17 protein-coding genes are annotated in these 26,383 nt (G+C 34.0%); 7 read left to right on the top strand and 10 right to left on the bottom strand.

Features of this window, described 5'->3' with window-relative positions:
• Window positions 1-125: 125 nt before the first annotated feature.
• Entirely contained in the window at window positions 126-6,374 is a 6,249-nt protein-coding gene (locus AC1RRQ_RS20545; RefSeq protein WP_493024839.1) for an alpha-2-macroglobulin family protein, read from the bottom strand.
• A gap of 132 nt (window positions 6,375-6,506) precedes the next feature.
• Here AC1RRQ_RS20545 and AC1RRQ_RS20540 point away from each other — a divergent pair, with 132 nt between their 5' ends.
• The 5 genes from AC1RRQ_RS20540 (at window position 6,507) to AC1RRQ_RS20520 (ending at window position 10,926) form a co-directional block, all read left to right on the top strand.
• Complete coding sequence (locus AC1RRQ_RS20540; RefSeq protein WP_493024838.1) at window positions 6,507-7,196, top strand: tetratricopeptide repeat protein; 690 nt, start codon at window positions 6,507-6,509, stop codon at window positions 7,194-7,196.
• Window positions 7,197-7,262: 66 nt separating this feature from the next.
• On the top strand, window positions 7,263-8,618 hold the full coding sequence (locus tag AC1RRQ_RS20535) for a UDP-N-acetylmuramate--L-alanine ligase (RefSeq protein WP_493024837.1): 1,356 nt from the start codon (window positions 7,263-7,265) through the stop codon (window positions 8,616-8,618).
• Window positions 8,619-8,800: 182 nt separating this feature from the next.
• A complete protein-coding gene (gene radC / locus AC1RRQ_RS20530) occupies window positions 8,801-9,493 on the top strand; it encodes a RadC family protein (protein ID WP_493024836.1) in 693 nt (230 codons plus the stop codon).
• A 3-nt stretch (window positions 9,494-9,496) separates the two neighbouring features.
• Complete coding sequence (locus AC1RRQ_RS20525) at window positions 9,497-10,183, top strand: YjjG family noncanonical pyrimidine nucleotidase (protein WP_493024835.1); 687 nt, start codon at window positions 9,497-9,499, stop codon at window positions 10,181-10,183.
• Window positions 10,184-10,185: 2 nt separating this feature from the next.
• Window positions 10,186-10,926, top strand: coding sequence for a hypothetical protein (locus tag AC1RRQ_RS20520; protein WP_493024834.1), 741 nt, complete (start codon window positions 10,186-10,188; stop codon window positions 10,924-10,926).
• A 13-nt stretch (window positions 10,927-10,939) separates the two neighbouring features.
• Here the strand turns inward: AC1RRQ_RS20520 and AC1RRQ_RS20515 are convergent, their stop codons facing one another.
• Window positions 10,940-12,217 (bottom strand): replication-associated recombination protein A, encoded by a 1,278-nt coding sequence (locus AC1RRQ_RS20515; protein WP_493024833.1) that lies wholly within the window; start codon window positions 12,215-12,217, stop codon window positions 10,940-10,942.
• 163 nt (window positions 12,218-12,380) lie between these two features.
• Between AC1RRQ_RS20515 and AC1RRQ_RS20510 the strand changes: the two genes are divergently transcribed.
• Window positions 12,381-13,145 (top strand): rhomboid family intramembrane serine protease, encoded by a 765-nt coding sequence (locus tag AC1RRQ_RS20510; protein WP_493024832.1) that lies wholly within the window; start codon window positions 12,381-12,383, stop codon window positions 13,143-13,145.
• 70 nt (window positions 13,146-13,215) lie between these two features.
• Window positions 13,216-13,722 carry a hypothetical protein gene (locus tag AC1RRQ_RS20505; RefSeq protein WP_493024831.1) on the top strand — a complete coding sequence of 169 codons (507 nt, stop codon included), beginning with the start codon at window positions 13,216-13,218 and terminating at the stop codon, window positions 13,720-13,722.
• A gap of 1 nt (window position 13,723) precedes the next feature.
• On the opposite strand, the gene AC1RRQ_RS20500 is transcribed toward AC1RRQ_RS20505, so the two are convergent.
• From AC1RRQ_RS20500 to AC1RRQ_RS20465, 8 genes are all read right to left on the bottom strand, one after another.
• On the bottom strand, window positions 13,724-14,524 hold the full coding sequence (locus AC1RRQ_RS20500) for a DUF2490 domain-containing protein (protein WP_493024830.1): 801 nt from the start codon (window positions 14,522-14,524) through the stop codon (window positions 13,724-13,726).
• A 37-nt stretch (window positions 14,525-14,561) separates the two neighbouring features.
• Entirely contained in the window at window positions 14,562-15,296 is a 735-nt protein-coding gene (rlmB, locus tag AC1RRQ_RS20495) for a 23S rRNA (guanosine(2251)-2'-O)-methyltransferase RlmB (protein WP_012022498.1), read from the bottom strand.
• Window positions 15,297-15,381: 85 nt separating this feature from the next.
• Complete coding sequence (locus AC1RRQ_RS20490; protein WP_493024829.1) at window positions 15,382-15,879, bottom strand: lipid-binding protein; 498 nt, start codon at window positions 15,877-15,879, stop codon at window positions 15,382-15,384.
• Window positions 15,880-15,889: 10 nt separating this feature from the next.
• Complete coding sequence (locus AC1RRQ_RS20485) at window positions 15,890-16,645, bottom strand: BT_2262 family domain-containing protein (protein ID WP_493024828.1); 756 nt, start codon at window positions 16,643-16,645, stop codon at window positions 15,890-15,892.
• Window positions 16,646-16,656: 11 nt separating this feature from the next.
• Entirely contained in the window at window positions 16,657-18,105 is a 1,449-nt protein-coding gene (locus AC1RRQ_RS20480; RefSeq protein WP_493024827.1) for a SusD/RagB family nutrient-binding outer membrane lipoprotein, read from the bottom strand.
• 16 nt (window positions 18,106-18,121) lie between these two features.
• Window positions 18,122-21,316: a SusC/RagA family TonB-linked outer membrane protein gene (locus tag AC1RRQ_RS20475; RefSeq protein WP_493024826.1), complete on the bottom strand. Its 3,195-nt coding sequence runs from the start codon at window positions 21,314-21,316 to the stop codon at window positions 18,122-18,124.
• Between the two features lie 308 nt (window positions 21,317-21,624).
• Complete coding sequence (locus tag AC1RRQ_RS20470) at window positions 21,625-23,130, bottom strand: SusD/RagB family nutrient-binding outer membrane lipoprotein (protein WP_493024825.1); 1,506 nt, start codon at window positions 23,128-23,130, stop codon at window positions 21,625-21,627.
• 11 nt (window positions 23,131-23,141) lie between these two features.
• Complete coding sequence (locus AC1RRQ_RS20465; RefSeq protein WP_493024824.1) at window positions 23,142-26,354, bottom strand: SusC/RagA family TonB-linked outer membrane protein; 3,213 nt, start codon at window positions 26,352-26,354, stop codon at window positions 23,142-23,144.
• Window positions 26,355-26,383 lie beyond the last annotated feature (29 nt).

The raw sequence follows: 26,383 nt of genomic DNA, 5'->3' as shown, positions 1-26,383 counted from the left end.
CGGGTTTTTTATTGTCTTTAATTTTGAAAGAGATGTCAGGCTGAGCGAAGTCGAAGCCCTTCGATGCGTGGCTTCGACTTCGCTCAGCCTGACAAAACATAGATTACATTTTTTTTTGGAATTTACTATTGAACTTTCACTCGAATTCCTTTAGTATGACTTGCAAACTCCGGTGCATACATACTTTGAATTGTGGTAATTCCGTTTGAGAATTCTCCGCTGTTGTTTACTCTTATATCATATTCAATAACATAAGTTCCTTTATTGATTTGGTCAAAGAAGAAATGTGTCGCAGCATCTTTCGTACTCATATAATAACCCAAACGCCCTTTGTACTGATATTCCGAAAGTACATTTACAGGTTCAAAACAAGAAGCGCGCATATCTTTTAAATGAATGTATTCTGTGTCTTCTTTTGCAGTAATGATTAATCGAACGGTAACTAAATCTCCGGTTTTTAAAGCATTTTTAGAAGTGATCTTTTCTAATTGATCTCCTTTTAAGGTGTTTTTCTTTAGATATAATTCTTTTGAAACCGATAGAACAGATCCCGAATTGTTTTTGATTTTATCCAAGTCTTCAAAATACTGCCAGTAAGCGCCGCCAAAACCAGGAACGTTAGATTTATTTTGAATGCTTATCGAAGCCATTTCTTTTTTAATTTCATCCGCTTTCCAGTTTAGTTTGATGTAACCCGTTTCGGCTTCTTTTTCATTTTCTGCCAGCTTTTTAGTTATGATTTTTTCATCTCCTAATTTTATAACGGTATTATCTTTTACAGAAAGCCAGCTTGTGCCTTGCATAAGTAAAGCATAAACGGCTTCGGTAGTAGATTTTGTAGTTGGCCAATTTTTGGTTTGCTTGTTTTTTAACAGCCAGACTTTCATCGCATCAACAGATTTGGTATCGCTGCTCACTTCGGCGAAAGCCTCAATTAATAAAGTCTGAGTTTCTATTGGCGCCTGATACCAATACCAGCCTGCTTTATTGGCGATCCAGTACATTCCTAAATCTTCATTGTTTGATGCTGTTTCTTTAAGGCTTTCTATGATTTTTTTAGCCGTTTCTTTTTCTCCAAAACGATTTAAAGTTAAAGCAGCTAATCCTTTTTCGTAAATAGAATAGTTTAACCAATCTTTTTTAGCTGTTTCCAGATACAGTTTTGTTGCTTTTTTCAAAGTATCTGAAAGGGGATATTTCTCCACATAAAAACTTCTGGTATACAAATAATGAAGTTCAGAATACGGATTGATCCAGATTAATTTCTCCGCAGGTTTTAGACCTTTGTTTTTGCTTTTATAGTATTCTAAAAATTTAGTATCTAAAAACGGAATTCCTGTTTTTGCGATTTGGTCTATTTTGTTGATATCGTTAGTTTTAGTCAGTTTTGATAAATGACCCAAACCTGCCAGAATATGTCTGGTAATATATTCGCTTTCATAACCGCCTTCAAACCACGAGAATCCTCCTGAAGCATTTTGTTTTTGTTTTAACTTTTCGAAAGCAGCGTCCTGCGAAGTTTTCATTTTATCCAAATCAAATAACAGCGCCAGATTCTTTTTCTTTTGGTCTTCGGATTGAGCATCATTCAACCAAGGCGTTTCGGCTAGAATGATGGATTTTAATTCTTCGTTTTCTTCTAATTTAGAAATTGGTTTTCCGTTCTTTCTCCAATTTTCAAAAACGGCTTCAATCTTCGGATTATTTGAAATGATTTCCGAAGCCAAGGCATTAGCATAAAAACGTGCAAAAGTCTGCTCGGCACATTCGTGTTCGTATTTCATTAAATAGGGTAAAGACTCAATGGCAAGCCAGGTTGGGTTTGAAGTGTATTCAAACGTAAATTGATGATTTTTTAAGGTTGATGAAGTATTGTTTTTTAAATTTTCAAACGTGTATTCTTTTTTAGAATTCTCACGAACCCAAATTGGGATACTTTCTGTTACAAGCATGTTGTTGGTCAGAACGGGAAGAATGTTTTCTTCTCCGTCAGAAAAACTGCCTGATTTGGCCACAATTTTATATTGAACACCTTGCAGACCTTCAGGAATAGAAATTGTCCAGTTTACAGAAGTATTGCCACGAGACGGAATGGTGAAATTTCGAATATTTTTAGTGTTTAACATTTTAGCATCAATTGGCTCCATAGTTACTGCATCAAAAAACTGTAAAGAAGCAATTCCTGTTTTGGCCTGATCCGTCATATTCGAAATTTTTGCATTGATCACAATTTCATCCTTTTCTCTAAAGAAGCGAGGGAAATTAGGCGTCACCATTAATTCCTTTTGAGTAATAATGTTTTTCTCTAAATAACCGGAAACAGCATCTTTATTATGTGCCAATAAACGAAGTTTCCAAGACGTTAATGCTTCTGGAGAAGTAAAGTTAAAACTTACTTTTCCTTTCGAATCGGTTTTTAGATTAGGGAAAAAGAAAGCAGTTTCAGATAAATTTTTTCTGGCTTTTACCTGAGATAATTCTGCCAGTGCTTTTTTGGTTGTAACGATAATTACTCCGTTTGCAGCTTTGCTTCCGTAAAGAGCTGTTGCTTTTTCAGGATCTAATGTTTCCATTGAAAGAATATCTTTTGGGTCGATATCTTTAATGTTGGTTGTAATTTCGCCATCAACAATATACATAGGTTCTTTTCCTGCGATATTACCATTTCCTCTTATTCGAGTGACAGGAACAGTTTTATTTGCTTTAAGAGTTCCTCCTGCAAAATTACTTTCTTCGTTCATAACAGCAGGTGCAGCAAGAGCACTTACCATGCGAAGAGAATCAGTTGATTCTGCAAGTACTTCAACTCCAACTTTTTTATCTTTAAGGTCAGAAACGATAATACCTGCAGTACCATATCGACTGTTGTAAAAATCAAAGCCAAACCAGTTTAGTTTTATTTCATCAAAATGAAAATTAACTTGAGGGAATTTCTCGTTTAAGTTTTCTAATGATAAATAGGTGATATCAAAACCTAATACAGATCTTGTATTAACCGGGTTATAATAGTATGGATCAAGTTTTAAAAGATTCCAGTCTTTTTTAGTAAATTGATCTAATGAGCTGTCGTACATGGAAGCTAAAACCTCGGCTTCAATTTTTGCATTTACACCATTTAATTTAAATGACCAGTTTTCGGCACTTCCGGGTTGTATTTTATTTCTAAAAGTTTCAACTATCCATTCTAGTTTTTGTTCTTGGGTTTTAAGGTCTATTGTTATGGCGTCATTAAAATTTGCATTGTCGAAAATACTTTCAAATCCTATTTTTATCTGTTTTTCAAATTCGTTTTTAAGCGGAATTTTAATTGTAGTTTCATGATTTTGTAAATGAAAAGTATCTTCAAAATAGACTTTATTTTGATAATTTCCATTTGCAGTAATATAAAGCTCAGGAATTACCGAAGACAATTTTACAAGTACAAAACCATCTTTTTTGGGATCAGTATTTATTTGCTCTGCTGAGAACAAACGATCTGAGTGAAATTTATCTTTGCTTTGTTTGATTTTGAAGTTTGTTGTGGTTTCAATTGCATTTTCGAAACTGTCTTTGGCAGTAAATACAATTTTATAATTTCCGGATTTATAATTTGAAATGAAATCAAGAATAATTTTTTTGTCTTTTCGGGTATCTACTTTCTTCGAAAACAATAGAACTTCCGGAGCTTTCTCTGCAAATGGATTTTCGTTAATTTCATACGGAAATAAAGCCTCAAATTCTTTAGCCGAAATAGTTTCAATTTCTGGTCTGTTAAAGATTCTTGGTTTGAATTTATCCGAAAACGGACTCACAAAATACAATTTGATTTCGCCTTTGGCAGCCAGAAATTCTCCATTTAAGTTGGTACTGTTTAAAATGATTTCGTTTTTTTCTTTTGTTTCGATAGTATTTGGAACAAAAGCGTCAATAATTAAATCATGGTAACCCACTTTTATGGTTGTCACTGCCGAATGGGTTTCGCCGTTTATATCTGTAATTGAAGCATTAATTTCATAATTGAAAACAGGTCTTTGTTCCTTCGAATTATTATTTGAAGGTAAGGCTGTAAAGTCGATTATGAATTTTCCTGAAGCATCGGTTTTTGTTTCGCCAACAGCTAAAGTTTCATTTTCTTCGCGTCCGTAATAATTTCTGAAGTAGGTTGTATATCGGTTTACGCTGTATTTAACAACCGCGTCAGAAATACTGCTTCCTGCAAAAGCAGTTGCTGTTCCTTTTACTTTAACCGATTCGTTAAGTTTAAAGCTTTCTTTTTTGGCATCGAAAGTAACTTCAAATTTTGGACGTTTGTATTCTTCGACACTAAAATAAATCGCCGAATTATTAAAATTAACATTATTCCAAAATGTAACTGCTGTTTCCTTTTTTGTATAATCATCGGGTCTTTGTACACCGATATGAAAATTACCTGTCAAACCATTTTTAGGCAGAATAAATTCACCCGAAAATGAACCAAACTCATTGGTTGTTAATTCAAACTCCTTTATTTTTTGATAATTAACATCGTTTACCACAATCTTAAAAGGTGTATTAGGTACAACAGCTGTTTTGTTTTTGCTTTTTTGAAAAGCAATACCTTTAAAATATACAGTTTGTCCTGGTCTGTAAATGGCTCTGTCTAAATAAAATTCGACTTTGGCATTTGGTTTTTCATTTTCAGACAAGGTATAATCAGAAACATATCTGAGATAGTTTTTGTGAATTAAAATACTGTCATTTCCTATCGAAAATTCAACGGGTTCGTAATTGTAACTTTGGTCTTTCAGCTTTAATATTGCGATTCCTTTTGAGTCCGTTTTGGCAGTTGAAGCTGAAGATTTTACGGTTACATTTTCTAGAGGTTTTCCTGTTTTTCTGTCTAAAACCTGATAATTTTCAATTTTATCTTGTCTCGTTGCCAGAACAGAAATATTCGAAACTGTAATAACTTCATACGCATACGCTTTCTGGTTTTTAACATCAGAATCACTTTCAAAATAAACCAAATAATTTCCGATAGTTAATTTCGGAAGCAGCACTTCGGTATTGTATTCAAAATAATCGTTCTTGTTTTTTAGATCATAATTCTCTGAAATTACAGGGCTTTGGTTTTTTATTGTTGAATTATACAAGCTGTCTCTTACAATCTCAGATTGGTTCTGCAATTTTTTTACTTGAGATAAATTGATTTTGTAATAAGAAACCTTTAAACCATTCAGGTTTTTATAGCTTATAAGAGCTCTCGTGTTTTCATTGTCGTAAATATATTTTTCAAGTTGAATGGAAACTGATTTTGCAGTAAGCTCTCTTTTTCTGTATAAAGCTAAATTGGCAGTATTGGTTTTTTTATTGATTTGAATAATCTCATCCAGTATTTTGAGCGCTTCGATATTATTGTTTGGGTACAATTCTTTCGAGGCTTTATTTGCTAAAAGTTCTACTTTTTCGAGTTTTATTTTTTGCAGAAGATCTTCATTTTTAGCTGTTTTTTCGGTTTGGTCTAAATATTGACTAAAGGCTTCATCAGAATGAATTAATAAGTTATTGCAGAATTTTACACGCTCAAATTGATTTTCTAATGATGGATTGTCTTTTTCTTTTTTCTGGTATAACTCCAGCGTTTTCTTTAAATACTCGTCTTTTATAAAATCAAGATTTAGGGCTGAAAAAGCGTCAGAGCTGCCTAATAATTTATCTTGATGAACTAAAAAGTCTGAATAGGTAATTTTCCAGCTTTCGATTTTTTCTTGATAAAAACGTATATTTTCATCTAATAAATAATCATACAGGCTTGAAGTTTTGAATTTATCTGTACTGAACTCAAAAATTGCAGCATAATTATTTAAAGGTGTGTTTTTTAGAATGGTTTCGTTTTCTAAAGTTTTATTATAAAGGGCTATAATATTTTTTTCGGATGTTAAATATATGGAAGAATCATCATGGGCTATTCCATCCACCGCCGATGTATCAATTGTTGATGCGGCTTGGTCAATTAAAGATGCTTCGTCATCAACAACGGCTGCAGCGCTGTCTACTACAACTGCATATTGATCATAATTTGAATAATGATTTAAACATTTTGCGTAAATCAATGTCAGTATGGCTTTTGACGGAATCGAAACACGATTGATATCGGTTTTAAGATTGTCCAGAATTTTGGTTTTTGCATTTTCATCTACAACCTGTAAATATTTGGCTTGATAAAAAAAGCATTTTATCATTTGAACTTCATCCTTTTTTGCTGTTGCTTTTTTGTAAATCTTTGCAACTAATTCATTTGCCGATTTAATTTTTCCCTCATTTTCAAATGCAATAACTTTTCCCCATTTTTTGTCATTTTGCTGGGCAAATAGTGCAGAAGAAATCAAGGTAAACAGAAATATCATATTTTTCATAAAGTAGTTTTTTAGTATATAGAGACCTTTTTATATAAAATGGTTGGGATGAACGAAAAATAATTTTTGTACAAATTACTAATTTATCTCCAAAAGCAAATTAAGCATTCTATATTTCCTTATTTTTGAAACATGAAAAAACAGCTTTTCTTTTTTTTATTAATGCCCATTTTAGGATGGACACAATTGAATTTTGAAAAAGGAGAAAAGTTATTTCAGGCAAAAAAATATGACGAAGCGCAAATTGTTTTTGAAGGAATTCTGAAAACAAAACCTTTAGATATAAAGACACTCGATTATTTGGGGGAGATAGAAGCGCATCAAAAATCATGGGTAAAAGGGGCTGCATATTTCAAAAAGCTTAAGGAATTGAAACCTACCGAAGCCGATTATTTTTTTAAATATGGAGGCTGTTTGGCGATGAGAGCTATGGAAGTGAATAAAATAAAAGCTTTTACGATGGTTGATGACATGAAAGAAGCTTTTGAAAAAGCAATTGTCCTGAATCCAAAACATGTTCAAGCGAGATGGGCATTGATCGAAATATATTTGCAATTACCCGGAATTTTAGGTGGGAGTGAGTCAAAAGCCATTTCATATTCAAACGAACTGGCACAATTTTCTCCTGTTGACGGCTATTTGTCAAGAGGAAGAATTGACGATTATTTCAAAAGATACACATCGGCAGAAAAAAATTATATAAAGGCAAATGAAATTGGTAAATCAAAAGTTACATTTCAAAAATTATATAATTTATATTTGAATAAATTAAAAGACCCTAAAAAGGCACAGGATTTAAAAAGAAAATTTGACGCACAATAATCAAATCTCATAACCAAATTTTAATTTTAAGATTGGAATTTGGAATTTAAAAAATTGGAATTTATAATGAAAACACATTTCATCGCCATTGGCGGGAGCGCGATGCACAATCTTGCATTAGCATTACATAATAAAGGATATCAGGTTACAGGAAGTGATGATGCTATTTTTGAGCCTTCAAAATCCAGATTAGAAAAAAAAGGAATTCTTCCTGCTGAAATGGGTTGGTTTCCGGAGAAAATAACGTCTGATATTGATGCTATCATTTTAGGAATGCATGCTAAAGCAGATAATCCGGAATTATTAAAAGCTCAGGAATTAGGGCTTAAAATTTATTCGTATCCAGAGTTTTTATACGAACAATCCAAGAATAAAACTCGTGTTGTTATTGGTGGTTCTCACGGAAAAACAACCATTACTTCGATGATTTTGCACGTAATGCATTATCATAACATTGAAGTAGATTATATGGTAGGTGCACAATTAGAAGGTTTTGACACGATGGTGCATTTAACAGAAGAAAACGACTTTATGGTTTTAGAAGGTGATGAATATTTATCATCACCAATAGACCGCCGTCCGAAATTTCATTTGTATCAGCCTAATATTGCTTTGATTTCCGGAATTGCCTGGGATCATATTAATGTTTTTCCAACGTATGAAAACTATGTAGAGCAGTTTGAGATTTTTATTTCGAAAATTACAAATGGAGGTATTTTAGTTTACAATGAAAACGATCCAGAGGTAAAACGCGTTTCTGAAGCAGCAACGAATCCAATTCGTAAATTGCCTTATCATACTCCTGAATATTCTGTTGCTGATGGTGTAACACTTTTGAAAACGCCGGAAGGCGATATGCCAATTGAAGTTTTTGGAGCGCATAACTTAAATAATTTGGCCGGAGCAAAATGGATCTGCCAAAATATGGGTGTTGATGAAGCTGATTTCTACGAAGCGATTGCAAGTTTTAAAGGAGCTTCTAAACGTTTGGAGAAAATCGCCGAAGGAAAAGGAAAAGTTGCTTATAAAGATTTTGCCCATTCGCCAAGTAAAGTGGCTGCAACTACAAAAGCGGTAAAAGAACAATATCCAAACAGAACTTTGGTTGCTTGTCTAGAATTGCATACGTACAGCAGTTTAAATGCTGCATTTTTGAAAGAATATGAAGGTGCATTAGAATATGCTGATGTTGCTGTTGTTTTCTATTCTCCTGATGCTGTAAAAATTAAACAGCTTGAAGAGGTTACTTATGAGCAAATTGCGACTGCATTTAATAGAAAAGATTTAATTATTTATACCAATCCTGCTGAATTTAAAGAATATTTATTCAACTTAAATCTTGATAATTCTGCACTTTTATTAATGAGTTCAGGAAATTATGGAGGTTTAAATTTTGATGAAGTAAAAGGTTTGATTAATTAGGAAATTAGTCAATTTGAAAATTAGATAATTAGCCGGCTTTTTTACAGCTGGCTTTTTTTTGGAATCATTTTAAAAAATCAATATTTATTATTTGAAAGATTTTTCTTCTTTTTTTAATATCTTCGCCTTTCGAAAAATAGCTGATTTAATTTTTTCGGATAAATGAAAAGATACTGCTTTATATGAATTCAAATAATTTACCAATTTCAGACTGGTCAGAAGACGATCGTCCTCGAGAAAAATTAATGCTAAAAGGGATTGATGCTTTAAGCGATGCCGAATTAATTGCCATTTTAATTGGTTCGGGTAATCGAAATGAATCTGCTGTTGATTTAAGTAAGCGTATTTTAGCCAGCGTAGGTAATCTAAATTCTTTAGGGAAAATATCTATTTCAAAGCTAATGAGTTTTAAAGGAATAGGGGAAGCTAAAGCAATTTCAATTGTTTCTGCTATAGAATTAGGTCGGAGACAAAGAAGCTTGGATGCATTGCAGTTCAAAAACAAGGTAACATCTAGTAAAGTAGTTTTTGAAATCATGCAGCCCATTATCGGTGAACTGGCGCACGAGGAATTTTGGGTGCTTTTTCTTAATAATTCTAATAAGATAATTTCTAAAGTACAATTAAGTAAAGGAGGAATAACAGCAACTGTTGTTGATACGCGTTTGGTTTTTCATTATGCATTTGAAACTAAAGCTACAAGCTTGATTTTGTGTCACAATCACCCTTCGGGTTCGTTAATTCCAAGTGAGGCCGACAAGCAAATTACAAAAAAAATAAAATTGGCAGGAGACAGCTTAGATGTTAAAGTTTTAGATCATATAATCATTACTGAGACAAAATATTATAGTTTTGTAGATGAAGGAATTTTTTAATTTATGAATACCAACATTACAGACATTTTTTTTGATTTAGATCATACATTGTGGGACTTTGATAAAAACTCGCAAATGGCTTTTGATCGTATTTTTAAGAATAATTTTGGAGAAATTAAAATCGAGGATTTTATCGAAAAATACATTCCAATAAATCAGGAATGCTGGAGATTATATCAAAATGATCAAATTACGCATCAGGAATTACGTTACAATAGGTTAAAGCTTTCTTTTGATGCTTTAAATTATTCTATGTCTGATGAAAATATCAATCAGATTGCCAGCGATTACATTGAATTTTTAACAGACAATAATTACCTTTTTGATGGTGCAATTGAAGTTCTGGAATATTTAAAACCAAAGTATAAACTTCATATCATTACCAATGGTTTTGCCAATGTTCAGGACAAGAAAATTAACAATGCGGCGCTTGGAAATTATTTTACAACCATTACAAATTCTGAATTAGCTGGTGTCAAAAAGCCAAATAGTATTATCTTTGATTATGCTGTTAATCTGGCTCAGGCATCAAAAGAGAATAGTATCATGATTGGAGATGATCTTGATGCCGATGTAAACGGAGCATTAAATGCGGGGTTAGATGCTATTTTTTTTAATGTAAGAAACATCGAAGCTCCTAAAAACTATAAACAAATTAATCATTTATTAGAACTTAAAAAATATTTATAATTATGAAACTAAAAGTTTTATTTGCTTTACTACTTTGTTCAGTCCTTGGATTTTCGCAATCTATTAATGACTATAAAGCTGTAATTATACCATTAAAGTACGAGTTTATGAAAACGGATAACCAGTACAGAATGGCTACCGTTACTAAATCTAATTTACTTAAAGCTGGTTTTAAAGCTTATTATGCTAATGAAGAAATACCATCAGGTTTAGGTGACAGATGTGAGTTACTTTATATTGATGTTAAAAGAGACAATGCTTTTTTAGTTACTAAGCTTTTTGTTGAATTTAAAGATTGCTACGGAAAAGTAATTTATACTTCTGAAACAGGAAAAAGCAGAGAAAAAGATTATGAAGTAGCGTATAAAGAAAGTCTTGATAATGCTTTTGTATCTGTTATTGCTCAGCATTATGCTTATAACGGAAAAACGATATCTTCTAAACAAGTTCCAACTACGGCAGCAGCTGCAGCAGTTGTCTCTACAAATTTAGTTTCTGCAGTGCCTGCGGCAGATGTATCAGATCCTAATTTATTGTATGCACAGCCAACAGAAAACGGTTATCAATTAATTGATAAAACACCAAAAGTTGTGATGAAGTTACTTAAAACATCACGCCCGGATTCTTTTATCGCTATTAAAGATGGAGTACAAGGTTCTTTAAATGCAAAAGATAATGGCTGGTATTATGAATATTACCAAAACGACAAATTAGTTTCAGAAAAGATTTCTGTAAAATTCTAAAATAAAGTATGGATTAATATCCATATTTATCTTTCCAACGGTTCTTTAAAAATTCACGGTTGCTGTTCTCTCTAGAATTGCTTCCTGGATTGTAAAGAACCGTTTCTTTTATAGCGTCGGGTAAAAACTCTTGTTCGGCAAAATTATTGGCATAGTCATGCGAATATTTGTAATCTTCGCCATAACCTAATTCTTTCATTAGTTTTGTTGGAGCATTTCTTAAATGAATTGGCACGGGCAAATCGCCGGTTTGTTTTACCAATTGCTGTGCGTTTCCAATTGCCATATATGATGCATTGCTTTTTGGAGATGTTGCCAAATAAATAGCGCATTGACTTAGTATAATACGGCTTTCCGGATATCCAATTGTAGAAACGGCCTGAAAAGTATTGTTGGCCATGATAAATGCAGTAGGATTTGCGTTTCCAATATCTTCACTCGATAAAATGAGCATTCTTCTGGCAATAAATTTTACATCTTCGCCTCCTTCAATCATTCTTGCCAGCCAGTAAACGGCTCCATTTGGATCACTTCCTCTTATCGATTTTATAAAAGCGGAAACAATGTCATAGTGCTGTTCTCCGGTTTTATCATATAAAACAGTATTTTGCTGTACTAATTCAAAAACACGATCGTTTGTTATGACAATTTCGTTGCTTGGAGAAGCATTTACAACAAGTTCGAATATGTTGAGCAGCTTTCTTCCGTCACCGCCAGAAAGTCGTAATAATGCTTCGGTTTCTTTTAGAATTATGTTTTTTGAAGAAAGGTCTGTGTCGATTTTCATCGCACGATATAATAGAGCCTCTAAATCATCTTTTGTAAACGCATTTAGTATATAGACCTGACTTCGCGATAATAATGCGGGAATTACTTCAAAACTCGGGTTTTCGGTTGTGGCGCCAATAAGTGTTATCCAGCCTTTTTCTACCGCTGCCAAAAGTGAATCTTGCTGCGACTTGCTAAAGCGATGAATCTCATCAATAAACAAAATAGGATTTTTGGCTGTAAAAAGGCCGCCGCTTTGTTTCGCTTTTTCTATTACATCCCTAATATCTTTAACTCCAGAATTTATGGCACTCAAAACATAAAACGGACGTTTCGATTCCTGAGCAATAATTTGTGCCAAAGTGGTTTTTCCAGTTCCCGGAGGTCCCCAAAAAATTAAGGAAGGAATTATTCCTTTTGAAATTTGCTGTGTCAAAGAACCATTTGGGCCAACCAAATGACTTTGACTTATGTAATCTTCTAGTTTCTGTGGGCGAATTCGCTCGGCTAACGGTGCTTCCATTTTGTAAAATTACTATTTTCAGAATTAAATTTATTGGTTAGAAAAAGATATACCTGTTCAATTGTAAACATTTAACATAAATGTGTGCAGCTGACAAATTATCAGTAAATTTCGTTTGGATAGTTTTTTGATGTCTTAAGTCTGAAAATTAGAACTAAAATTTATGAATGATAACCACTTTAGATTCACAAATTCCGTTGTCGGACTTCCGTTACTTTCTGTCCTTTTATTATGGATTATTTATTGGGTTCAAATTCGCTTCGATTTTGATTTTTATCAAAACGGAATTTATCCTAGAGATTTTTCTGGTCTGCAGGGTGTTCTTTTTAGTCCTTTTATTCATGAAAATTTAGAGCATTTATATAATAATTCTATTCCGCTTTTAGTATTATTGGCCGCTTTGCAATATTTCTATCCAAAACAATGTGTCGCTGTTATTGGTTATGGAATTTTGTTTTCGGGATTAATAACCTGGATTATTGGTCGTGAAAATTTTCATATTGGAGCCAGTGGGTTAATCTATGTTTTGGTAAGTTTCATTTTCTTTAAAGGAATTCAAACTAAATATTATCGTTTAGTTGCTCTTTCCTTGTCTGTAATATTGCTTTATGGCGGTATGATCTGGTATGTTTTTCCGGACGTTGATAATGCCATTTCATGGGAAGGCCACTTGGCCGGATTCATAACAGGATTTGGACTTTCGTTATATTACAAAACTCCCGAATATGCAAAACCGATAGTTTACGATTGGCAGAAACCGGATTTTGATCCCGCAGAAGATCCATTTATGAAGCATTTTGATGAAGATGGAAATTTTGTTAATACAGAAGTGGTTGAGGAAGAAGGCGAGGAGCCAGCTTCTTTTTTTAATTCAAATATTGTGGTGAATTATATTGTAACTAAATCTGAATCAATTGATAAAGAATAAAAAGCAAATGCTTCTTGATTAAATTGTTTAATTTTGTTAAGGAATCATTTTAATTTCATTTGCTGATATTATGAGAAAACTTCTTTTTACGGTTGTGATTTTATTGATTTTAGGTCATGCCAAAACTTACGCGCAATGTGATATAAAAAATAAGATGCTTGCAGATGGATCGATGATTTATTATTTTGATCCTGCGGTTTTCTATACCACAAAAACAAAATCTTTGAAGATTAATATTGTAACCGATAAAGAGAATTATTATGTAGCCTTACAGCCAACGCCATTTCCTGAAAAAAAAGAAGGTAAAAAAATTACTGATGACTTAATTATTCGCCTGGCCGATAATAATGATTATAAACTGGTTCATTATGATACGCAGTATATAAAAAATGATTCGGTTATGCAGGTTTTGTATTTAATAGATAAAAAAGACATTAAAGCTTTTTCGAAATTTGAAGCCTTGGTTGCTGCTATTAATATGAAAGGAACGGAGTTTGTTCGTGATTACAATTTTAAGCTGCATAAAAGCGCTATTATAAAACAACTGGCTTGCTTTTTAAAAGAAGAGGAGCAGTAATTTACTCATCATGTGTTTCTTCTGTTTTGTGAAGTAATTTTTTATTCAGAGTTTTAAAAAGGTTGTTAAATGTGAGTGTCAGCGATGCCGCATTTACAATTTGATTTTTGTCGTCTCTAGGCAGATACTCATTGGCGTAAGTAACCTCGACTTGTATGTCGTCTGTAAATAAGTATCCAGCTCCAACATTTAATCGGTTTCTGTCAAAAAAACTAAGACCCGTAACTTTCGTTTCTGATTTGAGGAAAATTTCATCGGAGGCAATGGCGTAAACGACACCTCCGCGCAGAAATTTACTATTGATAGGTTTTAAATATTTTATTTGCTGCCGATAACGTATTACGTTTTCATACGTGTCATCGTCATTTTTCATATGACGAAGTTCCGTTCGCATTCTGGTACTTAATGTATAACCCGTTTTATTGAAGTAATAAATTCCCTGTAAAGCGAATCTCCATTCGGGAGATTCGTATTGCCCAATTTCCGGAACATCTTTATTGCTAAAATAACCTATGAATGAAGATAATTTCCATCGTGGAGACAAATAATAATGTCCCCATGCTCTAAATGATTTTTGCGTGTTATTTTCGAATATGTTTGAAGATGATGCTGTACTGCTGTAACTGCTGGCTAAATCAAGTTCTGCAGACCATTTTTCGTTTATGGTTCTGTTAAACTGCATTTCACCCCAATATTGGTTGTACCTTGTTGTCTGCCCATAACAGATGGTTGTAATTAGAAAAATTACAAGGAGATACAGCTTTTTTTTTCGGACTATGTTATACGCAAATTTTGAAGACATTTAATAATTATTAAGTTGTCATTCTATTTTGTATGCTTTAACTTCTTTGACGAACTGCTTCGTATAAAAATGCGCCGCAAGCGACAGAAACGTTAAGTGATCCTATTGAACCAAACATTGGTAATTTTGCTTTTTCATCTACAATTTTAAGAACAGACGGATTTATTCCTCTATCTTCTGATCCCATTATAATGGCCAAAGGCTCATTTAGTGATAGATCGTAAATATTTTGATCTGTTTTTTCAGTAGCAGCTACAGTTTTGATTCCTGATCCCTGCAAATAAAATATGGCATCTTTAATGTGTTCTACTTTACAAATTGGAACATTAAAAACTGCTCCTGCTGATGTTTTTACTGTATCGCCATTTACCGGTGCCGAGCCTGCTTTTTGAACAATGATTCCGTTAACTCCGGTACATTCTGCTGTTCTAATAATGGCGCCAAAATTTCTGGCATCAGAGATTTGATCTAGAATTAAAAATAATGGTTTTGAACCCGAAGCAATAGTTGATTCTACAAGATGTTCGATATCAATAAAACCAATTGGCGAAATTGTAGCAACTGCACCCTGATGATTGTTAGGTGTTAATCTGTTCAGTTTTTCAACGGGAACATAAGAGAAATTAATGTTGGCACGTTTCATTACCTTCATTAAATCTTTCATTAATTCACCAGAAATTTCTTTTTGTATAAAAACTTTGTCAACTTCCTGGCCTGCTTGTATTGCTTCTATAATGGCTCTAATGCCAAATATTTGATGTTCTTTTTCCATGGAGCAAATATAGGTATTATGTTTATATAAAAAAACCGCTCTGAATTAACAGAGCGGTTTAAAATATTCGAAAAGAATTTTATTTCTAGTATTCGTCTTCTTTGAAACCAGTTCTTTTGTGTCCTACGTAAAGGATGTCGTAACCAGCAGCATCATAACTAAAGTGAGCTCTAAAAGATATTTTGTCAACTGTGTGGCCACCTTTAGAAGTAGCAGCTCCTTTTTCTATTTTACCATCAGTAATTGTAACTGTACCTGAATCAATGATATTAGGTGCATTTACTGCAGAAAAAGTTCCAGTTTTAGTATCAACAGTTACTTTACATTTGATAGCATAACCATGCTTAGCATCGTCAATCCACATAGTATTGTCGTTTGCAGCTGTGTTATAAGTAAAGTGTAACGCATTAGAAACTACAGTATGTCCGTCAGTATCAGTAAGTGTTATGTACCAATCTCCAGCCATTGACTCAACAGATGTTCCTCCTGGATCAGTATTTCCAACTTCATCACAAGATACAAATGAAGTTGCAACAAGTACTGCCACAAGTATACGTGTTATATTTTGTTTTAATTTTTTCATTTTAATAATTTTAAAGTTGTACTTGATTTAATGTTGATACAAAAGTATAAGTAGTCGCTGGATCAGCAACCCAAACAGTTGTAAGTACAAGTGTTTTAGTAGCAGGATCAACAGTTAAACCTGTGATATTAGCAGATCCTCCAAATTGTTTGTTTGATAATGGGTTACCTGGAAAAGTAAACGTGTTAGTTGGAATACTTCCAGCAATTGTTCCTCCAAGAGTAGCTGAATTAATTCCTATACTTCTACCAAGATCATACCATCCTCCAAATGCATCAGAAACACCATAAGTACCGTCAGCATTTTTCCAGATATAAACATATTTCATGTTTTGAGAACTTCCTTGAGATGCACTCATAAAAACTCCGTTTCTTTTTACCGTAGAAATGTAAACACCTTCAATACTGTTTACTAAATCTCCAGTTTTGTAAACAATGATTTTTCTTGCTTTAGTAGCTTTAAAACCATCTTGATTTACTGCGCTATAGTTTTGAGTATACTCATCTATTTTGTTAACATCTAGAGTTGTACCTCCTCTGTATTTTCCTCCAGTAAGAGCTGATGCGGTTGGGATTACAGCACCACCTTCTGTAGAAACAGCACCTGGATCTGTATAAGCTTGACCAAGTGGTAAAAAGTATGGGTTATCACCTTTAACAGTAATAAGAGCATAATTCGTTACTTTTGAAACGTGGTCAGTATCTGTTGAGCATGATGTAAGTAGCAAACCGCTAAACACCATTAATTGTATAAATATTTTTTTCATCAGTTAGTTTTTTAGTTAACATCCCACCATACTGGAATAGTTATTGCTTTTAAGGCTGGAGCATTTGGATTTCTTGATTTTACTTGATTTGGTAATACAATTCTTTTTGGGAAGTTTTTACCAATTACACTTCTTACAGATACAGCAAAATGTCCAGGTACGTACAATTCACTTGTTTGAGGAATAGTAGTAGATGCTACTGGGTAACCAGTTCTGTTTTGCTCAATGAATGATTCGTAACCATTTCCAGGGAAACTTGCGATCCATTTTTGAGTAATGATAGCTTCGATTTGAGCAGCAGTAGTTCCTGTAGAAGGGAATTCATATGCACCTCCAGCCGCTAATAAAGAAGTAGAACTAAGGTTGTATTTTTTGAAATTCGCTGCAACCCCTAGATCATAAGCGGCTTTAGCACCAGTACCACCATAATATCTTGTAAGAGCTTCTGCTTGTAAGAAATAGCTTTCTTCTGCGCTGATGAAATATACAGGAGTAATTGGAGCTAAGATTACTGTAGAAAGACCAGTAGCATTGTTTAAGAAATCACCTTGATTATTAGCTTTTCCTGCTGGAGTTCCACCATCTTCATAATATTTAGCGATACGAGGGTCAGCTTTTTGGCTTAAGTAAGAGTACATTGTTGTACTAGCTTTAAGGTTTAAAGTAGTATTTAATTGTCTTCTGTCTGATTCAAACAAAGGATTACTTTTACTATCTGCATCTTCGAAGTTGTGCATTGAAGCATCAACATCCAAAAATTGAGCACCAGAATTGATCAAAGCTCTAACTCCAGATTCAGCAAGAGTTGGGTTTACTTCAGTTAATCTTAAGTGTAATTTTAATAATAAAGTATTAGCATATTTTGTCCATTTTGTCATGTCTCCATTAAAAATGAAATCATCTTTAGCCGGAACGTCTCCTTTTGATGCATTTAAGTTTTGTGATAAGGCAAATTTTAAATCAGCGATCATTAAGTCATAAGCTTCTTTTCCTGTATTGAATTTTGGCTGTAATATTAATGGATTGTTTGATTCAGCGTAAGGAATATCATCATATAAATCTGTAAGTACTTGTGAAGCTTGTACTTCAAGTACTGTAGTAATTAAGAAATATTTTGTATTACCTTCAGCTAATGCTCTTGCTTTGATATTTTTAATATCGTTTAAAGCATCGTACATAGCGCTCCATCCAGTTTGATAATCATTTGTTCCAATGCTGTATTGGTCTACGTCTTTGTATTGGTTTGAAGTCGTATTTTGTGTCCAAAATTGTGACCAAAACCCTCCTATGATCGCATAGTAAGATCCTTGGGCTCCTGCAACCCCTGCGATACCAGCAGGAAGTATAGTTGCGTAAGCTTGTCCCGGAGGTAAAAAGTCCGGGTCTCTATTAATGTCAAATGTTTCGTCACATGACACTAATAAGAAAAGAGCGGTTATTAATGTTGCTATTTTTTTCATTTTTCTATATTTTATTTTAGAATGATAATTTTAAAACTCCACCAATTGATCTTTGTGAAGGGTTAGATCCGAATTCTCCAAAATCTGAAATCGAACGTGATGCTCCGTAAGTAGATACCTCTGGGTCAACATAAGGGTTTGCTCCAGGTGTCCACATGAAAAGGTTTCTTGCGTAAACTCCAAGTGTGATTTTGTTTAATCCCATGTTTTTGCTTAATGCAGAAGGGAAATCATAGTTAAAGTTAACCTCTCTTAGTCTAACAAAAGTTTTGTCGATTACGTGGTTGTTTTCGTAAGCAGGGTTATCCTGAGTGTTATAGAAAGATGATACGTTTTCAAAAGTAACAGGAGTTGTATTTTCTACATAAGTTGTTACACCATTTACTACAACTGCATTAACTGAGTTTGGTACGATGAATGTATTTCTGTTGTTATATGTAGTTTCAATACCATTTCCTACGAAATGTGCAAGTCTTTTAGTATAAGAATACATTTCTCCACCTTCTTTCCAGTCTAATGAAAATCCTAAGTTAAAGTTTTTGTATTTAAATGTATTTTGTAAACCCATTACGAAATCACGTTGTGAATTTCCAACACGTTGAATGTTGTCGCTAAGTTCGTACATTCCAGAGTTTGGATTTACAATAATTTGTCCAGCATCATTTGTTTTTGGAACATAAGCATAATATGTACCAATTGGTTGTCCTTTAGTTGCTCTATATGTTACAGCATAACCATTTGTTAAATCGATATTTTCAAAACCGTCAGCCGTTTTTGTAACTTCGTTTAAGTTCTTAGTGAAAGTGTAAGTAATGTTCCAAGTAAAATCTTTGTTCTTAATAGGGCTTCCAGTAAGAGACAACTCGATACCTTTGTTTACAATTTCAGCAGCGTTGATGTATTTACTTGTAAATCCTGTTGATGGATCTAAAGGTAAGTTTACAATTAAGTCAGAAGTTGTTTTGTGATATAAAGCAATATCATAGCTAATTCTATTTTTCAAGAATGAACCTTCAGCTCCAACTTCATATTCAACTGTAGTTTCTGGTTTTAATTGAGAGTTTCCAAGTCTAGCAGATGCTTCGTAGTAACTGATACCTCCAATTGGAGAAGTGATAACACCAAAGTTTGCTGCAGCAGATCCAGGTACGTATGCATTTTCTGTAGCATATGGTTCTGTATCGTTTGCAATTTTAGAAGCAGCTCCTCTTAATTTTAAGAATGTACTACCGTTGTCAATAACAATTGCACCAAGAGATAATGCAGGGTAAAAATATGAATTATTACCAATTGGTAAAGTAGAAGTCATATCTTGTCTTCCTGTAAGTGTAGCAAAGTATCTGTTTTTGAAAGCAAATTCAGCAGAAGCATAAACTGCGCCAGTTTTTCTTACTAAATTGTTTTGTGTAATTACCGGTCTTGCAGCTGAGTTAGAAAGCTCATAGTAATTTTTAATTCCTAAACCAGTAACTGTGTTAAACAATTCGTCAGTCTCTCTTTTGTTGTAGTTAACACCACCTAAAAGGTTTAATGTCCAATCTTCACTTAAGTTTGTATTGTAGTTTAAGTTAAAGAATGTATCAAATTCGCTGTATTCTGATCTTCCTTCTGTAACTCCACCAACTACTTTATTCTTTTTACCATCTTGTGGGCTTCCTGGCTCATAATCTACAATAGCTCCGTAACTTTTGTATCTTTCAGATCTTACGTTACCACCAACTTGCCATGAAGCAGTAATTTTATCAGTAATTTTATAGCTTAAGTTTACGTTTCCAAAAAGGTTGTTTCCGTAAATTTTTGTACTGTTTTCGTTTATAGCAAAATATGGGTTTCCAGCATAAGGAGTAAAGTAGTAGCTATTATTATTAAACGGATTGTTTTTGTAATCAGCTAAATCAACGATACTAATATCTCTAGGAATTTGTAATAATTCTTGTTGTAATGTTGAACCTTGACCAGCATCATCACCTTGTCCTGTGTTAACAACATTTTGATCTTTGTAGATGTAGTTTAAAGATGTTCTAAGTGTGAATTTGTTTGATTTTAAACCACCATTGAATCCTAAAGATTGTTTTTTGTATAAATCAGCATCTGTAGGTACAACTCCATCACTATTTACGTTAGAGAATACTAAAGAGAAATCTGAAGTGTCTCCACCACCGCTTAAAGTTACAGATTGTGTAGCTAATGTTCCAGTCGTGTAAAAATCTCTTACGTTATTTTTTAATCCTACATAAGGTTTGATTTGTTGACTGTTATTGTATATAGTTCCCCAAGGTCTAACTTCACCGTTGAAAGCAGGTCCCCAAGAACCATTTTCGTTACTGTAAGAATTAGCTCCTGAAAATCCAAGACCATTCCATCCTTGTCCAAATTCATTTTGTAAGTGAGGAACTCTTGCAACTTCACTAAACTCAGTTGATGCTAACATATCAACTTTGATTCCTGAATTTGCTTTTCCTTTTTTAGTTGTGATGATAATTACACCACCCCCAGCTCTTGAACCATATAATGCAGATGCAGCAGCTCCTTTAAGTACTGTCATGCTCTCAATATTGTTAGGGTCAAGGTCACTAATACCGTTACCAGCATCATAAGATCTTGTAGAAGTACCAACACCATCATTACCAGTACCTGATGCAGTATTGTTGATTGGAGATCCATCAACTACGTAAAGAGGTCCTGTGTTTCCTGTAATAGTGTTTAAACCACGAATAATTACTTTAGTAGAAGCTCCTGGTTGAGAAGGTGCAGTAATATCAACCCCAGCGATTTTTCCTGATAATGTTTCAAAAGGGTTAGTGTTTACTACAGCTGTAAGTGCATCTGCTTTTAAAGTAGTCGTCGCGTAACCAAGAGATTTTTTCTCTCTTTTAATACCAAAAGCAGTTACAACTACGCCTTCAAGTTCTTGTGCTCCTGCATCTGATAATTTTACATTTACAGTAGAAGAACTTGCCGCTACTTCTTGAGTTTTCATCCCGATGTAGCTAAATACCAAAACTTGGCTTGAAGATGCTTTGATAGAGAATTTACCATCAAAGTCAGTTTGTGTTCCTGTTTTTGTTCCTTTAACTAATACACTCACACCCGGTAAAGGCATTCCTGCATTATCAGAAACTGTTCCAGAAACAGCTCTTTCTTGCGCAAAAGATAATTGCGCAACTAGTACTAATAAAAGCACTAAGAATCCATTGAACTTTAGTTTCATTTTTAAATATTTTGAATTAGTTCGACAAAAATCTTAATAATTTGTTAATCTACCTAATATAAAATGCTTTTTTTTTCGTTAAATTATGATTTTACTATAAGATATTGTTTTTTTAGCGTTAAAAAACAGTTATAGTTTTGATATTCGCAATAAGAAAGGCGGAATTTGATAATAATTAAAAATATTGTTATTAAGGGAAATGTTAAATTTAAGAAAAAGCATTGAATAATTGTTTTTTCTGTAACTTTTAAACAGAAAAACCACCTCTTTTTGAGGTGGTTTTTGTTAATATTGAGATAAGACAATAATTATTTATCCCAAAATATTTTTGTGTTTAGTTTATCTCCTCCTATTGAGGCAGCTGCGGCATTATAATTTGTCGCATTTAATGTTTGCTCTCTAATTGGGTATGCCATTCTGGAAGGAACTTCTCCGCCAGCAGCAGCATCTCCGTTTGCTGGAGGGGTTAAAACTGGGAAATTTAATCTTCTTGTAGATGTCCATCCTTCGAAACCTCTATTGAATAAGGCATACCATGCTTGTTCTCCAACTTTTTGCTGCCAAGTACCAGTTGCTGTGGCGTATGCAACGGCAGGTTGTGCTAAGTAAGCATCAGCGTCTGCTGTTGAAACTCCCCAGTCTTCCATAGATGCGCGGATTGCTGCTTCATAATGTGAAGCAATAGTTCCTCCAACAGCTACTCCTCTTCCTGTTGCTTCTGCAAGTAAAAATTCTACTTCGGCATAATCTAATAAAGTACCGCTAAAATCAGGAGCTTTAATTTTGTCGCTTGCGTGAGTATATCTAGATTGTGAGTTTTTAGATCCCACGATTCCTCCTCTATAACCTGTAATTGTTATTAGATCTCCAGTAACTGGGTCAGTATCCTTATAAGTAGGTCTGAAATATGGAGTTTTTCTCGGATCATTTAATGTAACTAATGCGTCTACAAAAGGTTTTGCGACAACAAAGTCATTTCTTCCTGAGAACACCATATCTACATAAAGTGGATTTGTGTTAGGAAGATTTAGCATATAAGGCAGTTTTGCATTATCTGCATTAGACGTAAACCCGCCAGCAGCTCCTGAAATAATCGCTGCATCTGCAATTGTACTTTCTAAGCCAGATGCTTTTAGGTTAACACCTAATTTTAATTTAATGCTGTTTGCAAATTTAATCCAAGCATCTAAATCGTCTTTATAGATAACTTCTGCATCTCCAAATCCTGGTTTTGAAGTGTCTAGATTAGCAATGTCTTTGTCTAAACGTACGATTAAGTCTTTATAAATGTCTATCGCTTTATCATATTTAGGAAGATAGTCAGCAGATCCTTTTAAAGATTCTGTATAAGGAACATCTCCAAAAGTATCAACTAATATTTGATAACAGAAAACCATTAAAATATCAATTTGAATTAATTGATTCTTTTTGGTAATAGTTTTTTGGGCAAATTCTGGATCTGAAGCTAAAATTTCTTCTCTCTCTAAAAAAGTTTTTGCTTGGGATAAATCAGCTAGTGCTCCGGCATAAAATCTGTCCCAGTGATTGTCAGATATTTTTCGAGTAACCCAGTTATAAATAGATTCGTCTAGATATGTAGTCTCTGTCCATTGTTGGTTTACCAGTCTAAATATGTTTCTGTTTACGTTGGTGTTAACAAGTTGTTCTGTTAGTCCTTTTTCTGCATTTGTAAATAAAGTATTTGCAGGAACTACAGAAGGGTTTTTAACATCTACATTTAAGTCTGTTAGGCTACTATCGTCACATGATACTGTTAAGATCATGATTCCTAAAGCATATATTAATTTTTTCATTTTCTGTTGTATTAAAATTTGAATGTTAAGTTAAATCCAATATCTCTGGTTGTTGGAAGCGATCCAACAGAGTAACCTCTTGAGCTATTTCCAGAAGACAACCCACTTTCTGGATCGGCATAAGGTAGATTTTTACTGATGATCCATAGATTTGAACCTAAAAGACTTACCGAAGCAGCATTGATAAATGTGTTTTCGAACATTTTTTTAGGGAAATTGTAAGTAATAGATACTTCTCTTAATTTTACAAAAGAGGCATCATATATAAAAGCTTTATTAGGAGCGGCTTGGTAACCCATACTTGTAGCAATTGTTCCGCCTTTTGTTCTTACTGTATTAGGAGATCCATTTGGCGCTACACCTTCATGTAAAACCCCATTTTCTCTAATATCACCAACAGCAGTTTCTTTGTATAATCCAGAAGCAAGTCCATAATACATATCTAATGAATAGATGTCGCCCCCTTTTTGTGTATCAATTAAAAAGCCGAAGCTTAAATTTTTGTAGTTAAATTTGTTTCTAACACCACCAATCCAGTCTGGAGTAATATTTCCGATTGTGTTGCTTGAAGATGTAGTTATCATATATTTTCCAGTAGCTTGATCAATAGTTGGCTGCCCGTTTGTGTAAACGTAGTCTGTTCCTTTAAGTGCACCATAAGCTTCACCCGGAGCGGCGTTTACTGTAACTCCTCCTTGGAAAGCTCCTAGTTGAAGATTGTCTAACCCATTTGGTAACGAAATAACTTTACTTTTATTGTTTGACCAGTTTACGATAATTTCCCAGCTAAAGTCTTTTGTTCTTATCGGAGTTCCATATAATTGAATTTCCAGACCTCTATTTTCAATATTTCCACCGTTAACAAGTCCGTTAGTAAAACTAGAAGCTGAAGAAACAGCAGCAGATACGATTTGATCTACAGAGTTTGTTTTGTAATAAGTAATATCAAAACCTAATCTTCTGTCAAACATATTTGTTTCTAAACCAACCTCAAAAGATTTTGTTCTTTCTGGTTTAAGTTCTGGGTTTTTGTTGATACTGCGGAATGGAAGTAATAATGCATTCGTATAAAGAGGTTGTCCTTGGAAGTTTGAAACCCTAGTGTAGGTGTTATTTAATTGTAATGCATCAGCATCATTTCCTACTTCAGCATAGTTGATTCTGAATTTACCCAGGTTTAACCAAGTTGCTTTAACTACATTTGAAAACAGGAAAGTTCCCGAAACGGCTGGATAAACGTATGAATTGTTGTCGTCTGGTAATGTAGATGAAACGTCTCTTCTGATAGAGGCATCTAAGAAGTAAGTATCCAGATACCCAACAGAACCTTGTGCGTAAATACCATTAACGCCTGATGATATTTTTGCTTCTTTAGGGAATGGCAGGTCTAAACGAGAATTAGATAATGCATAGATTCCTGGTACAACTAAACCTCCAACAGTTGAAGATAACACGTTGTCTCTTTTGTTTCTTCTAATATTGGTTCCTATAACTCCATTGATGCTAATGTCGTCTCCGAATTTTTTGTTGAAGTTTAACATGAAATCGTAATTGATTTCTTGAAAATTGATGTCATTTCTTTGGTATCCTGATGATTCATCGACAGGAGAAAGTCCAAATCCTGAAGCGATAGATCCTACTGCTCTTCTTTCTTCTTGAAGTTGTTTGTAAGTGTCTAACGAAACTCGACCAAGGGCACTTAACCATGGAGCGATTTCATAATTAAGAGATGCATAGCTGAATAAACGTGTTCTATCGTCTGAAGAATAATTTTGATAGCGAGTAAAGTATGGGTTGTCCCAGTATGCAGGGACTAAACCTGATGGATCTGTAGGGTCGGCCCAGTTCCAGGTTATGTTTTGTCCGCCAGATGCAAAATAAACATCTTTTTGAGCTTGAACGTCAGTATTAGTTTGCCACCATTGTCTGAAGTTACCTAAAATATTATCGTTATACCCGGTAGAGTTTCTACCTATTGTGCTTTGTAATGTAACCGAAGCATAAGCATTAGCAGTAAGTTTATCTGTTACTTTTTGGCTAAATCTTGCACTTATCTGGTTTTTTTTCAATTCACTGTTTGGTAAAATACCAGTTTGGTTTGTGTTAACATAAGTCATAGATAAACTTGATCTGTCTGTTGACTTTTCAAGAGAGACACTATTTACAAATGTTTGTGCATCTCTAAAAAATGTTATTGGTCCATTTTTGGCAGCTGCCCATGGTGTTGCTTTACCAAAATTTGGAGAAAAAGGAGTAAAGGCATCCCATTGATATACCAATTGATTATTGAATGCATCTCCATCGGATGCATCGTTTGAAGTATCAACAGTATCTGGTGTTCCGGTTCCTAAAAATGAAGTTCCAAAACCATATCCTGATCCGTATCTGTTTTGGTATTCAGGGAAAGTTGATTTGTCTACACTTCCGTTAGTAAAACCACTTGAGAAAGTAAAGCCGATTTTATTATCTGATTTTCCTTTTTTTGTTGTTACCATAACAACACCGTTTGCAGCTCTTGATCCGTATAATGCTGTTGCAGCGGCTCCTTTAAGGATGTTGATGCTTTCAATATCTTCTTGGTTAATGTCGGATGCGTTGTTACCGTAATCGTAACCGCCGCCACCAACTTGTTGAGAAGATGCATTTGAATTTGAGTTATCAATAGGCACTCCGTCAATTACCCAAAGAGCCTGATTGTTACCTGTAAGAGATTTGTTTCCTCTAATTACTACGTTTGTCGATCCTCCAAAGTTAGTGTTTCTTTGAACTTCGACCCCTGCGGCTTTACCGGCTAAAAGATTGGAGACGTTTGTGCTTCCCGCTCCACCATTAATATCTTTGCCTGAAATTTGTTGAGAAGCGTATCCTAAAGACTTCTTTTCTCTTTTAATACCCATTGCAGTTGTTACTACTACTCCTTCTAATTGTTGGGCTGTCCCTGTTAACTTCACGTTAACATTTGTAGAAGCTGCTTGTACTTGTTGTGATGTCATGCCGATGTAGCTAAATATTAGCACTTGACTTGGGGATGCTTTGATGGAATATTTACCATCGAAATCGGTTTGTGTTCCAGTGCTTGTTCCTTTTAACAAGACACTTACACCAGGTAGGGGCAGGCCTGACTCATCCGTTACAGTACCTGAAACAATTCTTTCTTGCGCGAAGGTTAGCTGCGCAATTAGTACTACTATTAGTACTAAAAACTTGTTGCATTTTAGTTTCATATTTAACAATTATTTTGAATTAGTTTAAC

It is taken from the genome of Flavobacterium sp. GW821-FHT12A05, from assembly GCF_058807735.1.
This window is presented reverse-complemented; position numbering and strand designations above follow the sequence as displayed.

Coding starts and splice junctions, on each gene's coding strand:
- AC1RRQ_RS20545 (WP_493024839.1), bottom strand. CDS start 6,374: ATGAAAAATATGATATTTCTGTTTACCTTGATTTCTTCTGCACTATTT.
- AC1RRQ_RS20540 (WP_493024838.1), top strand. CDS start 6,507: ATGAAAAAACAGCTTTTCTTTTTTTTATTAATGCCCATTTTAGGATGG.
- AC1RRQ_RS20535 (WP_493024837.1), top strand. CDS start 7,263: ATGAAAACACATTTCATCGCCATTGGCGGGAGCGCGATGCACAATCTT.
- radC (WP_493024836.1), top strand. CDS start 8,801: ATGAATTCAAATAATTTACCAATTTCAGACTGGTCAGAAGACGATCGT.
- AC1RRQ_RS20525 (WP_493024835.1), top strand. CDS start 9,497: ATGAATACCAACATTACAGACATTTTTTTTGATTTAGATCATACATTG.
- AC1RRQ_RS20520 (WP_493024834.1), top strand. CDS start 10,186: ATGAAACTAAAAGTTTTATTTGCTTTACTACTTTGTTCAGTCCTTGGA.
- AC1RRQ_RS20515 (WP_493024833.1), bottom strand. CDS start 12,217: ATGGAAGCACCGTTAGCCGAGCGAATTCGCCCACAGAAACTAGAAGAT.
- AC1RRQ_RS20510 (WP_493024832.1), top strand. CDS start 12,381: ATGAATGATAACCACTTTAGATTCACAAATTCCGTTGTCGGACTTCCG.
- AC1RRQ_RS20505 (WP_493024831.1), top strand. CDS start 13,216: ATGAGAAAACTTCTTTTTACGGTTGTGATTTTATTGATTTTAGGTCAT.
- AC1RRQ_RS20500 (WP_493024830.1), bottom strand. CDS start 14,524: ATGTCTTCAAAATTTGCGTATAACATAGTCCGAAAAAAAAAGCTGTAT.
- rlmB (WP_012022498.1), bottom strand. CDS start 15,296: ATGGAAAAAGAACATCAAATATTTGGCATTAGAGCCATTATAGAAGCA.
- AC1RRQ_RS20490 (WP_493024829.1), bottom strand. CDS start 15,879: ATGAAAAAATTAAAACAAAATATAACACGTATACTTGTGGCAGTACTT.
- AC1RRQ_RS20485 (WP_493024828.1), bottom strand. CDS start 16,645: ATGAAAAAAATATTTATACAATTAATGGTGTTTAGCGGTTTGCTACTT.
- AC1RRQ_RS20480 (WP_493024827.1), bottom strand. CDS start 18,105: ATGAAAAAAATAGCAACATTAATAACCGCTCTTTTCTTATTAGTGTCA.
- AC1RRQ_RS20475 (WP_493024826.1), bottom strand. CDS start 21,316: ATGAAACTAAAGTTCAATGGATTCTTAGTGCTTTTATTAGTACTAGTT.
- AC1RRQ_RS20470 (WP_493024825.1), bottom strand. CDS start 23,130: ATGAAAAAATTAATATATGCTTTAGGAATCATGATCTTAACAGTATCA.
- AC1RRQ_RS20465 (WP_493024824.1), bottom strand. CDS start 26,354: ATGAAACTAAAATGCAACAAGTTTTTAGTACTAATAGTAGTACTAATT.